Origin of the sequence: Streptomyces sp. NPDC021212, from assembly GCF_044332925.1 — a bacterium.
GTDB lineage: Bacteria > Actinomycetota > Actinomycetes > Streptomycetales > Streptomycetaceae > Streptomyces.
Map to the genome: position 1 here is coordinate 47,413 of NZ_JBIRPZ010000019.1, position 13,781 is coordinate 61,193.

Consider the following 13,781-nt stretch of genomic DNA (forward strand, 5'->3'; position numbering starts at 1 on the left):
CTGGGGGAGATTGGGTCACAACTCGCGTTCGGGCCGCGTATGTGCCGTGATCCGGCTCAGCTCAGCCGCTCGATGACCATCGCCATGCCCTGGCCGCCGCCCACGCACATGGTCTCGAGACCGAACTGCTTGTCGTGGAACTGCAGCGAGTTGATCAGCGTGCCGGTGATGCGGGCGCCGGTCATACCGAACGGGTGGCCCACCGCGATCGCGCCACCGTTGACGTTGAGCCGGTCCAGGTCGATGCCCAGGTCCCGGTAGGACGGGATGACCTGCGCGGCGAACGCCTCGTTGATCTCCACCAGGTCGATGTCGCCGATCGCCAGCCCGGCCCGGGACAGCGCCTGCTTGGACGCCTCGACCGGTCCGTACCCCATGATCTCGGGGGAGAGGCCGGAGACGCCGGTGGACACGATCCGGGCCAGCGGGGTGATGCCCAGCTCGCGCGCCTTGGTGTCGGACATGATCACGAGGGCGGCGGCACCGTCGTTGAGCGGACAGCAGTTGCCCGCGGTGACCAGGCCGTCGGGGCGGAAGACCGGCTTCAGGCCCTGCACGCCCTCCAGCGTGGTCCCCGCGCGCGGCCCGTCGTCCGTGGCCACCACCGTGCCGTCGGGGGTCGTCACCGGGGTGATCTCGCGCTCCCAGAAGCCCTTCTTGATGGCCTCCTCGGCGAGGTTCTGGGACCGCACGCCGAACGCGTCCATGTCCTCGCGGGTGATCCCCTTGAGCCGGGCCAGGTTCTCGGCGGTCTGCCCCATCGCGATGTACGGGTCCGGGATCAGCCCGTCCTCGCGCGGGTCGTGCCAGTCGGTGCCCTCCTGCTCGGCCAGCGCGGCCGTACGGGCCTCGGCGTCGGCGAACAGCGGGTTGTGGGTGTCCGGCAGCCCGTCCGAGGTGCCCTTGACGCTGCGCGACACCATCTCGACGCCCGCCGAGATGAACACGTCCCCCTCGCCCGCCTTGATGGCGTGCAGCGCCATCCGCGAGGTCTGGAGGGACGAGGAGCAGTACCGGGTGATGGTGCAGCCGGGGAGGTGGTCCATGCCCATCTGCACGGCCACGATCCGCCCCAGGTTGTGCCCCTGCTCCCCGCCCGGGAGGCCGCAGCCGAGCATCAGATCGTCGATCTCCCGCGGATCGAGCTGCGGAACCTTGGCGAGGGCCGCCTGGATGATCTCGGCCGTCAGGTCGTCGGGACGCAGATCCTTGAGCGACCCCTTGAAGGCACGGCCGATGGGCGAACGGGCGGCAGAGACGATCACGGCTTCGGGCATCACGGCTCCATGGGGCGGATCGGGGGGTGCGACGTGGGACTGTGAGGGAAGTTACCCGTACGTAGAGCGGGGGTCACGGGGCGAGTGCTGTGACGCGGAACTCTTTTTTCTAAGCGTACGCTCAGCTGGCCGGAGGCGGTGATTTTTCCCCACCCCGCCCCTTCCCGAAACCGTGGGCTCCGCCCCCGGCCCCCGAGCCCCATCCGGCTTCCGGGGCTCCGCCTCGGGGGAGTGGGGTCCAGCGCCGACGGCGAGGAGCAACACCCAGCCCGGCCGGCCCCGCACCCCGAACCCGCGGGGCGGGACCCAAGGCCAGCAGCCCGCCCCCTCCGGGCGCACCACCCATTCCTTCCGGGCGGATCACCCGCGAACCCAGCCCCTCCGGCGTTTGAGGAGCGGGGGTGTGGGGGCGGACCCCCACGTGGGGTCCAGGGGCGGAGCCCCGGTGGGGGTTCGGGGGCGAAGCCCCCGCCGGGGTCCGGGGCTGAGCCCCGGTTCGGGGAGGGGCGGCGTGGGGGAAATCAGCGCGGCAGCGGCGGGACCTCGGTGGAGTCCTCGGCAGGGACCTCCCCGGCCGGTTGCCGCCGCCGCAGCAGCCGCGCCCACGGCCCCCGCGCGGCCGTCACCTCGGTGCCACCCTCCGCCGCGGCCGCGGCCGCCGCCGTGGCCACCGGCAGGATGCCCTCGTCGCGGGTCTCCGGCGCCTCCTCCGGCCACAGCCCGAGCGCATCGCACAGCGTGGGCAGCACGGCCATCGCGGCCGTGGCGTACCCCTCCGCCGAGGGGTGGTAGTTGTCCGGGCCGAACAGCTCCCGCGGATTGGCCGCGAACTCCGGCCCCAGCAGATCGCCCAGCGACACCGTACGGCCGCCCTGCTCCACCACCCCGATCGTCTGCGCCGCCGCCAGCTGGCGGCTGAGGCGGCGGGCGACGAAGCGCAGGGGCTGGTAGACGGGCTCGATGGTGCCCAGGTCGGGGCACGTGCCCACCACGACCTCGCAGCCACTCTCGCGCAGCCGCCGCACCGCCTCCGCCAGCAGCCGCACGGACTGGGCGGGCGGCATCCGCCCGGTGACGTCGTTCGCGCCGATCATGATGACGCAGACGTCCGGCAGCTGCTCCGGATCCGCCAGCACCAGCGTGACCTGCCGCTCCAGGTCGCTGGACTGCGCGCCGGGGAGCGCCACGTTCCGCAGGTCCACCGGGCGCTCCGCCACCGCCGCGAGCCCCGAGGCCAGCAGCGCGCCCGGCGTCTGACTAGGGCGGTGGACGCCCTGTCCGGCGGCCGTGGAGTCGCCGAGAAAGGCCAGCCGCAGCGGGGGCTGGCCGGTCCTTCGGGCGAAGGCGAAGCCGTAGCGGCCGTCCGCGCGCGGCGGCGCCTCCTCCGACCCGCCCACGATCCGCCTCGCCAAGGAGACCTCGGTGAGCAACAGCACGGCGGTCACCCCGCCCAGCAGCCCGATCCCGCCGCCCCCGTACGCCGCCGCTGCGGCGATCCGCCGCGCAACCCTCGCCCTCGACATCGACATCGGTCCAGCCCACCTCCGTCCGAACGCCTTCTGTACCTTTGTACGCCTTGCCAACCAGTTGGTGCCCCCTGCGTACCCGACCACAACCGCACGGGTCGGCGGGCGGGTCCGCGCAATAAGCTGGCTGTACGGGCCCGCGACGCGGCCGTCCCGACGCGGAGATCCCGCGGATTCCGGACCAGGAGCAGGCGTGCAGTACTACGAATCGATGATTGAGCTGGTCGGCAACACCCCGCTGGTAAAGCTCAACACCGTGACCGAGGGCATCCGGGCGACCGTCCTGGCCAAGGTCGAATACTTCAACCCCGGCGGTTCGGTGAAGGACCGCATCGCGGTACGCATGATCGAGGCGGCGGAGGCGTCCGGCGCGCTCGAGCCCGGCGGCACCATCGTCGAGCCGACCTCCGGCAACACCGGCGTGGGCCTCGCGATGGTCGCCCAGCGCAAGGGCTACAAGTGCGTCTTCGTCTGCCCGGACAAGGTCTCCACCGACAAGATCAACGTGCTGCGCGCGTACGGCGCCGAGGTCGTCGTCTGCCCGACCGCCGTCGACCCCGAGCACCCCGACTCGTACTACAACGTCTCCGACCGCCTGGTGCGCGAGACCCCCGGGGCATGGAAGCCCGACCAGTACAGCAACCCCGACAACCCGCGCTCCCACTACGAGACCACCGGCCCCGAGCTGTGGGAGCAGACGGAGGGCAAGATCACCCACTTCGTGGCGGGCGTCGGCACCGGCGGCACGATCAGCGGCACCGGCCGGTATCTGAAGGACGTGAGCGACGGCCGGGTCAAGGTCATCGGCGCCGACCCCGAGGGCTCCGTCTACTCCGGCGGCACCGGGCGCCCGTACCTCATCGAGGGCGTCGGCGAGGACTTCTGGCCCACCGCGTACGACCGGACCGTCGCCGACGAGATCGTCGCCGTCTCCGACAAGGACGCCTTCCAGATGACCCGGCGGCTCGCCAAGGAGGAAGGGCTGCTGGTCGGCGGCTCCTGCGGCATGGCCGTCGTCGGCGCGCTGGAGGTCGCGAAGCGGCTCGGCCCGGACGACGTGGTCGTCGTGCTGCTCCCGGACAGCGGCCGCGGATACCTTAGTAAAATTTTCAACGACGAGTGGATGGCCGACTACGGCTTCCTGGAGGAGGACGGCCCGGCCGTGCGCGTCGGCGACGTCCTCCAGGGCAAGGCCGGCGGGCTGCCGTCGCTCGTCCACATGCACCCCGACGAGACCGTCGGCGAGGCCATCGAGGTCCTGCGGGAGTACGGCGTCTCGCAGATGCCCATCGTGAAGCCCGGCGCCGGACACCCCGACGTGATGGCCGCCGAGGTCATCGGCTCGGTCGTGGAACGGGAGCTGCTGGACGCCCTGTTCGCCCAGCGCGCCTCCCTCTCCGACCCCCTGGAGAAGCACATGAGCCCGCCCCTGCCGCACGTCGGCTCGGGCGAGGCGGTCGAGGACCTGATGGCCGTCCTGGGCCGGGCGGACGCGGCGGTCGTGCTGGTGGAGGGCAAGCCCAAGGGCGTCGTGAGCCGGCAGGATCTGCTCGCGTACCTGGCCAACGGGGCCAAGTAGTACCGGAGTTCGCGCTTCGGTGAAGTGGTACGTGAGCGTCACGTGACCGCAGCACAGCGTTAACACTGCCCCGGCAGATTAGGGGGTGTCGGAAAGGACGGCACCGACACCCAGAATGCGGCGACAAGGACATCCGGAGCGGCTCCCGGACCTCCATGGTCGCCCCGGGGCGCGGCCTATCGCGTCCCTCGCGGGAACCGCCGTCGTCCCGCCCTCGGCCAACCGGCCGGGGTGCGGCGGTTCCCGCGATTACCTCTCAACGCCGCTCTTGGCGGAACCGGGAGAAGAACCCCAGCGCGTGCACCGCGTTGACGCCGACGATCCCGCACCAGGTGATCAGCAGCCCGGACACCCCCGCGTTGACCGCGCCGATCGCCGACAGCGGGATCGCCAGCACCAGGGAGACCCCGACGAAGGCGAACCGCTCGCCGAGCCCCAGCCCCGCCGCCTCCCCGTCCCCGCCCGCCCCGCCCGCGTACGGGCGCGCGCCGCGCGCGGCGGCCATCTGGCGCTCGGCCCGCTGCCGCCGCAGTTCCCGGTCCGACGTATCGTCGAAGCGTTGCCGGACCTTCTCCATGAAGGAGTCGATCAGCTCGGACTCGTATTCCGCGCCCAGCTCCTTGCGGGTCTGGAGGGTCGCGTCGAGTTCCCTTTTCAGGTCCGGGTCATGGGCGTTCATGGGTACGAAGGTACGGTCACGGGGACGCTGTGTCGGTAGGGCCAGCCCCCACGAAAGGCGCAGGGGGCCGAAAGGAGTCAGTTCCGTGACCGCACCCCTCCTCTCCTCCCTCACCGCGCCGGGCGGTGACCGCCCCGACGCGCTCACCGTCGGCGGCCGTGCCCTCTCACGCGAGGACCTGCTGGGCGCCGCGGGCGCGGTGGCCGCCCGGGTGGCCGGGGCGCCGGTCGTCGCGGTCCGGGCGACCGCGACCGCGGAGACGGTGACGGCGGTGGTCGGCGCGCTGCTCGCCGGGGTGCCCGTGGTCCCCGTACCGCCGGACTCCGGACCCGCCGAACGTGACCACATCCTGCGCGACTCGGGCGCCGCCCTGCTGCTGACCGGCGACGCCGCTGTCGAGGCGCCGATCGAGACGGTGCCCGTGGACCTGGCCGAGCGGGCGGCGTGGACGAAGCCGGAGCCCGACCCGGAGTCCACCGCCCTCATCCTCTACACCTCCGGCACCACGGGCGCGCCCAAGGGCGCCCTGATCTCGCGCCGCGCGGTCGCCGCCGACCTCGACGGGCTGGCCGATGCCTGGGCCTGGACGCCGGACGACACCCTGGTCCACGGGCTGCCGCTGTTCCACGTCCACGGCCTGGTGCTGGGCGTCCTGGGCGCGCTGCGCACGGGCAGCCGCCTCGTCCACACCGGCAAGCCGACCCCGGCGGCGTACGCGGCGGCGGGAGGCAGCCTCTACTTCGGCGTGCCGACGGTCTGGAACCGCGTCGTCCAGGACCCCGAGTCCGCCCGCGCCCTCTCCGCCGCCCGCCTCCTGGTCTCCGGCTCCGCGCCGCTGCCCGCCCCGGTCTTCCGCGACCTGGAGCAGCTCACCGGCCAGCGCCCGGTCGAGCGCTACGGCATGACCGAAAGCCTCATCACCATCTCCACCCGCGCCGGCGGCGAACGCCGCCCCGGCTCCGTCGGCACCCCGATCACCGGCGTCCGCACCCGGATCGTCGCCGAGGAGGGCGCCGAGATCGGCGAACTCCAGATCACCGGCCCCACCCTCTTCGACGGCTACCTGGGCCGTCCCGAGGCCACCACCGATTCGTACACCGAGGACGGCTGGTTCCGCACCGGCGACATCGCCGCCGTCGACCCGGACGGCTTCCACCGCATCGTCGGCCGCGCCTCCACCGACATGATCAAGTCCGGCGGCTACCGCATCGGCGCCGGCGAGGTCGAGAACGCCCTCCTCGACCACCCCGCCGTCCAGGAGGCCGCCGTCGTCGGCGCCCCCCACGACGACCTCGGCCAGCAGATCGTCGCCTATGTCGTCGCCGACGGCGTGGGCGAACAGGACCTGATCGACTTCGTCGCCACCCAGCTCTCCGTCCACAAACGCCCCCGCAAGGTCCGCTTCCTGGACGCCCTCCCGCGCAACGCCATGGGCAAGCCCCAGAAGAAGCTCCTGCCCCCGGCTTGATCCCGATCTTCGGCCCCCGAGCGCCATTGCCTCCTGTGAACTCCCTGTCTACCGTTGGCCATTCCGGACAGACGGATGAGTGGAGGAACCGATGGCCCGCGCCTGGGAAGCCGACCCGTCCGCCTCGTTCGCGCGCCGATTGGGAAAATCGGCGCGCGAACTCGGAAAGACCGGAGGGCGCGACGGATGCCCCGACATCTGGCAGCTCGACAACGGTGACATCGCGGTCATCGGCCGCGACCTGACCGACGCCTATCGCGCGAAGCTCCCCGACGACGCCAGCATCGCCCCGGACGAGCGCCTCGTCGTCATCCCGGGCGCCACCCTGAGCGCCGCGAAGCCGGATATCCCCGACGCCCGGGCTTGAGGGCCCGCCGCGAGCCGGTCACTCCGGTGGGACGCTGTACCGCTCCAGGGTCGCCTTCGAGGTCGAGGTGTCCATCAGGCGCAGTTCCCACGGTCCCGTGTTGACGTGGAAGTCCTTGCCGAACCCGACCCACTTGCCGGCCATACGGCGACCGGTCGGCTCCACGAGCATCTGGATCGCGCCGTGGTAACACGCTCCCTGGTAGTAGCCATCGGTGGCCGTCTGCTCGGTCCAGGCTCCCGTGACCACGCTGCGGTCGACGGTGAGGTCGAGGGAGAGCGGGGAATCGGGGTTCAGGGATGCCCCGTTCAGTGACCGTCCCGTCAGACGGTTGCCGTGCTGGACGAGCACCACGTAATGCCTGCCTTCGTAGGCGTCGTCACGGCCTGACGAGTAGTACTCGTACCGGGAAAGCCAGACCCCGCTGAAGTTGTCCCCGGCCGTCTGCTGAGCCGCCCGGGTGTCGGCGGACGCGGGGGCGATGCCGACGATGCCCTCCGTGCTCGGTGCCATGTCATGGCCCCCTGTCCCATCGCCTCGGACCCTTGCCATGGGCACCTGCGGGACGAATCCCAACGACTCGACCGGCACCCCTGTGACCCTCTCCAGTGCGCGGATGTAGACCGGCCTCGGCGACCTGCTGATGCCGGATTCCCAGCGTTGGACCAGTCGTTTGCTGGCCTCGTTCGGCTCGCCCATCTCCACACCTGCTCGGCGGAGCGCCTTCGCCAGGTCGTCCTGGCTCATCCGCAGGCCGATCCGCACGGCCCGCAATGCGTCGTTCGGTGCGTGCACCTCGGTCGTCATGATGTCCACGCTAGCCTCAGATGCCCGCCAATGACATCTAAATGACGCCTTTTGAGGGACACCCGAACAACGCCCTTTCTGTCGTCGCGATGGCCTGGGCGCCGAGGGCACCATCACGACCGAACGCGGCAGAGAAGGCGGATCGTGATGGACAGAGCAGCAAAACGGCAACGGCTCATGAGCATGCGCGTGTCCCGTGACGGCGGCCGGACGTGGGGCGCCGAAGTGGTGGTCATCAGCAGTGACCCGCTGGCTCCCCTGTCCACCTCGGCGTGGCCCCCGTGCCAATGCTTACGCTGTGCGGTCGGCCCAGGTCCGGCGCCCGACCGATTCACGGGCGGAACGGCCCAGTGAACCGCTACGAGTTGCGCCGGGTGTTGCTCTGGTATCTGCACTCAGCAGACGCGGCCCAGACCTGGATCAACCCGCAAGAGGCCCACATCCCGCTGGAGCCCCTGAGCGAGGGGGGCACTGCGGCCTCCTTCGCGGACTACGACGAGGCCATGCGGTGGTACGAGGCGGAGCGGGGCAATCTGCTGGCCGCGACGCGGGCCGCCGAGGAGGCCGGTCTCGACGTGATCGCCTGGCAGTTGCCGGCGGTGCTGCGGAGCGTGCACATGATCCTCAACCCGTTCGAGGAATGGCTCGCCATGAGCCGGATCGGGCTGGGCGCGGCGCGCCGGGTGGGTGACCGCACGGCGGAGGCCGAGCTTCTGGAGAGCCTCGGGATGGCCTGTACGCAGTCCCATCGCCTCGCCGAGGGCGCCGAGTACCACCAGGGCGCCCTCGCCGCCCGCCGGGAGACGGGGGACCGTCTGGGGGAGGCGCTGTCCCTCAACGACATCGGGCTGATCCACCTGCGGGGGCGCCGGCTGGAGGCGGCCAGAAGCCACTTCGAGCAGGCCGCGGCGCTGTTCCGGGAGCTGGACTCGGCCCACTGGGAGGCCGTCGTCACGGCGAACCTCGCCGAGGTGACGTACGAATTGGCCCGGCCGGACGAGGCGGCGTCCTTCGTCGAACGGGCCCTGGAGATGCACCGCGAGCTGGGCAACCAGGGCGGCGAGGGCAACGCGCTGCGCATCCTGAGCGCCGTTCAGCGGGACCTCGGCCAGGCAGGCGAGGCGCTGGCCTCCGCCGAGAGCGCGCTGGAGATCGCACTGAGCCACCGCAACCACATGTGGGAGGGCTACTGGCTCCTGGAGCTGGGCCGGGCGCAGCAGGCGAACGGTGACTTCGACGCCGCCCTGATCTCCTTCCAACGTGCCGCCTCGCTTCAACGCCGCCTCGGCGACCGTGCGCGAGAGGCGCGGGCGTGGGACGGCGCGGGGGAGACGTACCGCCTGCTCGGGCGTCCGGCAGAGGCGGCCGACTTCCACCGCCGCGCCGCAGCGACCCACCGCGAGCTGGACGACCAGTGGCACACGGCGCTCGCCCTCGACGGCCTCGCCGGTGCGCTGCGCGAGGCGGGGGAGGCCGAGGAGGAGGCGCGGCGGCACTGGGCAGAGGCTCTGCGCGCGCTCACCGCCTACGATGACCCCCGAGCGGCCGCCCTGCGCGAACGCATCACCGCCGCCCTCGCGTGACGCCGCACTGACCGTCGAGGCCCACTTGGGGGCGCTATGCCCGATGCTGAGGCGACGGCATGCGGGTCGCGTACAGCTTCGCGAGTCTCGCCGCTTCGTCGTCTCGGAACGCGGCGACCTCTCGGCAGCGCTGGCTCATGATGAACTCGCCGAGCGGTAGGCACAGGTCCATCCGCTGAATGCACACGCCGACCATGAATGGCCCGTCGGTGGCCCGGTACATCCGGACGCCGTAGTCTCCCTCTTGGCAGTCGTCGGGGTTGTTGAACCGGCAGTCGGCGCACGTCTCCGGGAGGCGCACGGGCCGGATGCTCTTCGCGTACAGAGTCCGCCCGTCCGGCAGCCGGTACCGCACTCGCTGATCCGACGCACCCGCTGTGACGATCCTCCGGACCGGCACGGCGTCGAGGTGGTCGACGACTTCCTGCATGGCGGCCAGTGACGCCCCGTCGTCCTCCAGCGACACGAGCATGCGCACCACCACCGAACGACCGTGCTGCTCAATGATGCGCTGCACGCGTTCGGCTTCGGGGATCAATCAGGACGTGGTTAGCGGTTAGCCCCTGATGATCAGGTCGCGGCCGTGATGCGGGTGGCGTAGACCCGGTGGGCCTTGCGCTCGGCCGGGCTGGCCGTGTCGGTGGCGAGGACGGCACTCTGCTGCAGCACGGCGTGGTGGAGTTCGAGCGGCACGGTGATCCGGAGCGAGTGGCCCTGGCCACGGCGAATGGTCCGGCCGGAGGCGAGCGCCGCGCGAACAGCTTCGTCGCCTGCGGCGCGCAGGTGGTCGGCAAGCAGGCCGGGCAGGTCGAGGGTGACCACCTGGTCCGGCTCCGGCTGCTGCTCGGCGGGCGGGTCGTGGAGGACGTCGAGCTGCTCGGGCAGTTCGCGAGCGCCGGCGGCGTCCAGGACGCGGCGGATCGTCTTCGGGTCGACCTGGTGCTGCCGGGCGAGGGCCTTGACGGCGATGCCTTCGCCGAACGCCTCGACCACCTTCGCCGCCTGCTCCGGGTCGAGCGCGGCGGGGCGGCCGAGCGTCTTGCCGGAGGCTTCGGCGGCGGCGACGCCTTCGCGGGTGTTCTCCGAGATCATGTCGCGTTGGAACTCCAGTACGGCGGCGAGCACGTTCACCATCATCTTGGTGCCGGGGTCGTCGGAGGCGAGGTCGATGCCGGACAGCAGCCCGGACTCGACTCGCAGGTGCAGGCCGCGGCGGATCAGCACCGGCCGCAGGGCGAGGATGTCCGCCACCGAGCGGAAGAGCCGGGCGGCGTCGGCGATGCGGATGGTGTCGCCGACGGCGGCCTCGTTCAGCAGCCGGGTGAAGCCGAGGCGGTCGAGGGAGAGCTGCCGGGTGGAGGTGGCGGGGTCCTCGTAGACGGGGGCGCCGGCCGCCAGCAGCGGGGCCAGGGCATGGCGCTGGCGGGCGTCGGTCTGCTTGTCGGTGGAGTGCCGCAGGTAGAGCCGGTCGGCCATTGCTCTTCGCCTCCCCGGTGGGCCGGGCGGGGCCCGGCGGTGGCCGCGGACCACTCTAGCGGGGGCTGAATGGGGAGGCGGAACGGTGGACCGGATTCGATTGGATCGGCGGCCGGTTCCGGCAGGTCGGCGGGCCGAGCCGATTGGATCTGCGCCTGGGAGCGGAATCGACTGATTCCGCCCCCCGCCCGCCATTCGACCGGCAGTGCACGTCCGGTCACATCAACCGACAACCGTTCAGTCGCCTACCGGCGCATTGGGGGCAGCCCACCCTTGCCGGTCGCGAGCGTCAAAAGTTTTGACAGTAACCCGGACTCTGCGTTCCGTTCCTACCGTGACCCCTGCTGCGAGCGCCTGCCTTCGCGGTCTCACGGGGAGGCGGGGTACCCGCTGGAGGCGACCCATTGTCGGGTGAGGCGGACGAAAGCCCGGGCGGCGGCGCTCTGGTAGGCGTCCGAGCGGCGGAGGAGAGCGACGGTGCGCTCGGGCAGGGGCGGGTCTAGAGGGACGGGGCGCAGGTGGGAATGGTCGCGGGCGATCGCCGCGGGCAGGACCGAGGCCAGAGGGGTGCGCCGGACTATCTCGGTGACGGCGTGGATCGAGTTGGCTTCCACCGCGATGTGCGGTGTGGTGCGGTGCCTGTCGAAGTACGCGTCGATGTGCCTGCGGGTGACGAAGTCGCTGCTGAGCAGGGCCAGAGGGCGCCCCTCCAGTTCGCGCACCGGTAGTGGTGCGGTGCGGTCGGTGTCGGGGTGGTGGGTGCCGACGACGAGGCCGAGGGTTTCGGTGAACAGGTTCTCTGCGGTGATGCCGGGCAGGTGGGAGCCGTGGAAGGCGATGCCGAGATCGAGGTCGTCGGCGAGGAGGGCGGACTCGATGCGGTCCTGCGTCATCTCCCTGATGCTCAGGGAGATGTGGGGGTGGCAGGCGTGGAGCTGCCCGGCGAGGGGGCCGATGAGGTAGGTGGTGAAGGTGGGGGTGACCGCCAGGCGCAGGCTGCCGCGGGAGAGGTCGGCCACGTCGTGGACGGCGCGTTCGGCGGCGGCGAGTTCCTGCAGGGCACGACGGGCGTAGTGAAGGTAGGCCTCGCCGGCGTCGGTGAGTCGTACGGCACGGCCGGTGCGGTCCAGCAGCTGCGCGCCCACCACGCGTTCCATCTGCCTGATCTGCTGCGACAGGGTGGGCTGGGAGATGTGCAGGGACTCGGCGGCCCGGGTGAAGCTGCCGTGTTCGGCGACGGCGAGCAGATAGCGCAGATGACGCAGTTCGAAGCCCATGGAACAGACTATAGATGAGACCAATAGCTTTCATGCTCACAGCGTCTTGGACGCTATAGGTAGTGCTCATGCACGGTGGATCTCGTCAGCCCACACGACTTCGGTACTCGCCAAAAGGAGTGGCCATGCACGACCTCGCCAAGGGAGTCGCACATTTTCAGCGCGGCGTCTTCCCCGCCAAGGCGGAGCGTTTCCGGCGCCTCGCCACCACGCACCGGCCCGGCACCTTGTTCATCAGCTGCTCCGACGCGCGTGTCGTACCGGAGCTGATCACGCAGAGCGAGCCGGGCGAGCTGTTCGTCATCCGCACGGCCGGGAACCTGGTGCCCGCCTATGCCGCCGGCGCCGACGGGGTGGCGGCGAGCATCGAGTACGCCGTGGCCGTCCTGGGCGTGACCGACATCGTCGTCTGCGGTCATTCCGGCTGCGGGGCAATGACCGCCCTGGCCGACCACCACGACCTCACCGCCCTGCCGACCGTCGCCCACTGGCTGCGACACGCGGACGCCTCCCTGGCCCGTGCGGCGCACGCCGCCGAGCCCACGGCCGGGGAGGACAAGGTCGGCGCCCTGGTGCGGAGCAACGTGATCGCCCAGCTCGCGAGCCTGGAGACGCACCCCAGCGTCGCCGGGGCCCTGGCGACGGGGGCGCTCACGCTCCGCGGCTGGGTCTACGACATCCCCACCGGCGCAGTCGACCAGCTCGACCCCGGCACGGGCTCGCCCGCCGCCCTCGCGGCCTGATCCGCCCCGCGCCCTCTTCTCCAGGCGGCCGCCGTCCGGCACCCCTGGTCCCTCGACCGATCGAGTCCGCTGTGCCCGCCGAGGTGCGGGCCGGCACGTAGGAAAGGAACACCCCATGGTGCACGCCCAGTTCGACCCCGCCGCCCGCCAGGCCGTGGCTGAGGAGGTCGTCGACGCCAAGACTCGCAAGAACCTGACCTGGCAGCAGCTCGCCGACGCCAGCGGCCTGTCGGTCGCATTCACCACCGCCGCCCTGCTGGGTCAGCACCCTCTGCCGGAGGCGGCCGCCAAGGCGGTCGCCGAGCTGCTGGGCCTGGACGAGCAGGCGGCCGTGCTGCTGCAGGCCATCCCGACCCGGGGCTCCATTCCCGGCGGCGTCCCGACCGACCCGACGATCTACCGCTTCTACGAGATTGTCCAGATCTACGGGACCACGCTCAAGGCGCTGGTCCACGAGCAGTTCGGCGACGGCATCATCAGCGCGATCAACTTCAAGCTCGACGTCAAGAAGGTCGCCGACCCCGACGGCGGAGAGCGGGCGGTGATCACCCTGGACGGCAAGTACCTGCCCACCAAGCCGTTCTGATCCGGCGACCGGCCACGCCGGGGCCCACCAATGAGGTGCCCGGCAGCCCCGCCGTCGGCTTCGAGTGATCAGAGCCGCCGCCGCGGATCGCCGCACGCGGACGTCTGCGTCACCCCCCGGCCTCGTGTCCACCCCACGGGGCCAGAGGGAGGCCGGCGTCGCGGCCGCCGTGGGCACACGGGGACGGTGACCGCGCCTCAACCGGCCTCCGTGGCCGCGCAAGGGCCCACCGCCCATGTTCCGACCGCATTCTTGCGCATCCCTCGCTGCGCGACCGTCGGCCCTGGCCCCTGCCGAGGCCGGGTGCCCAGGTGCTCGCGCCTGGGAGGCAGAAGACCGGGCCCGCTCCGCCACATCGGCCAGGTCGGTCCAGGAACGCCGCGGATCCGCCGCCTCGCCGACCCGCGACCGGA

12 protein-coding genes and 1 pseudogene are annotated in these 13,781 nt (G+C 71.6%); 6 read left to right on the forward strand and 7 right to left on the reverse strand.

Annotated elements, in window-relative coordinates; translation table 11 throughout:
• Window positions 1-56: 56 nt before the first annotated feature.
• Both ACH4SI_RS36870 and ACH4SI_RS36875 read right to left on the reverse strand, forming a co-directional pair.
• Window positions 57-1,277 (reverse strand): acetyl-CoA C-acetyltransferase, encoded by a 1,221-nt coding sequence (locus ACH4SI_RS36870; RefSeq protein ID WP_398303725.1) that lies wholly within the window; start codon window positions 1,275-1,277, stop codon window positions 57-59.
• Between the two features lie 521 nt (window positions 1,278-1,798).
• The gene (locus ACH4SI_RS36875) at window positions 1,799-2,806 is read right to left on the reverse strand and encodes an SGNH/GDSL hydrolase family protein (protein WP_398303727.1); all 1,008 of its coding nucleotides are present in this window, start codon (window positions 2,804-2,806) and stop codon (window positions 1,799-1,801) included.
• Window positions 2,807-2,996: 190 nt separating this feature from the next.
• Between ACH4SI_RS36875 and ACH4SI_RS36880 the strand changes: the two genes are divergently transcribed.
• Window positions 2,997-4,382: a cystathionine beta-synthase gene (locus ACH4SI_RS36880; RefSeq protein ID WP_398303729.1), complete on the forward strand. Its 1,386-nt coding sequence runs from the start codon at window positions 2,997-2,999 to the stop codon at window positions 4,380-4,382.
• Between the two features lie 256 nt (window positions 4,383-4,638).
• Here ACH4SI_RS36880 and ACH4SI_RS36885 read toward each other — a convergent pair whose 3' ends face one another.
• Entirely contained in the window at window positions 4,639-5,061 is a 423-nt protein-coding gene (locus ACH4SI_RS36885; protein ID WP_398303731.1) for a hypothetical protein, read from the reverse strand.
• Window positions 5,062-5,146: 85 nt separating this feature from the next.
• On the opposite strand from ACH4SI_RS36885, the gene ACH4SI_RS36890 reads away from it, so the two are divergent.
• A complete protein-coding gene (locus ACH4SI_RS36890) occupies window positions 5,147-6,529 on the forward strand; it encodes an acyl-CoA synthetase (RefSeq protein ID WP_398303733.1) in 1,383 nt (460 codons plus the stop codon).
• 91 nt (window positions 6,530-6,620) lie between these two features.
• Window positions 6,621-6,896 (forward strand): hypothetical protein, encoded by a 276-nt coding sequence (locus ACH4SI_RS36895; protein ID WP_398303735.1) that lies wholly within the window; start codon window positions 6,621-6,623, stop codon window positions 6,894-6,896.
• Window positions 6,897-6,914: 18 nt separating this feature from the next.
• Here the strand turns inward: ACH4SI_RS36895 and ACH4SI_RS36900 are convergent, their stop codons facing one another.
• Window positions 6,915-7,703, reverse strand: coding sequence for a helix-turn-helix transcriptional regulator (locus ACH4SI_RS36900; protein ID WP_398303737.1), 789 nt, complete (start codon window positions 7,701-7,703; stop codon window positions 6,915-6,917).
• Between the two features lie 350 nt (window positions 7,704-8,053).
• Between ACH4SI_RS36900 and ACH4SI_RS36905 the strand changes: the two genes are divergently transcribed.
• On the forward strand, window positions 8,054-9,286 hold the full coding sequence (locus ACH4SI_RS36905; protein ID WP_398303740.1) for a tetratricopeptide repeat protein: 1,233 nt from the start codon (window positions 8,054-8,056) through the stop codon (window positions 9,284-9,286).
• Between the two features lie 34 nt (window positions 9,287-9,320).
• On the opposite strand, the pseudogene ACH4SI_RS36910 reads toward ACH4SI_RS36905, so the two are convergent.
• The 3 genes and pseudogenes from ACH4SI_RS36910 to cynR form a co-directional block, all read right to left on the reverse strand.
• A pseudogene (locus tag ACH4SI_RS36910) lies at window positions 9,321-9,809 on the reverse strand (radical SAM protein); the annotation flags it as partial.
• A gap of 47 nt (window positions 9,810-9,856) precedes the next feature.
• A complete protein-coding gene (locus tag ACH4SI_RS36915) occupies window positions 9,857-10,762 on the reverse strand; it encodes a recombinase family protein (RefSeq protein ID WP_398303742.1) in 906 nt (301 codons plus the stop codon).
• 368 nt (window positions 10,763-11,130) lie between these two features.
• Window positions 11,131-12,039, reverse strand: coding sequence for a transcriptional regulator CynR (cynR, locus tag ACH4SI_RS36920; protein ID WP_398303744.1), 909 nt, complete (start codon window positions 12,037-12,039; stop codon window positions 11,131-11,133).
• 125 nt (window positions 12,040-12,164) lie between these two features.
• On the opposite strand from cynR, the gene ACH4SI_RS36925 reads away from it, so the two are divergent.
• Both ACH4SI_RS36925 and cynS read left to right on the forward strand, forming a co-directional pair.
• A complete protein-coding gene (locus ACH4SI_RS36925) occupies window positions 12,165-12,782 on the forward strand; it encodes a carbonic anhydrase (RefSeq protein WP_398303746.1) in 618 nt (205 codons plus the stop codon).
• Between the two features lie 115 nt (window positions 12,783-12,897).
• Window positions 12,898-13,368: a cyanase gene (gene cynS, locus ACH4SI_RS36930; RefSeq protein WP_089513178.1), complete on the forward strand. Its 471-nt coding sequence runs from the start codon at window positions 12,898-12,900 to the stop codon at window positions 13,366-13,368.
• Window positions 13,369-13,781: the final 413 nt, after the last annotated feature.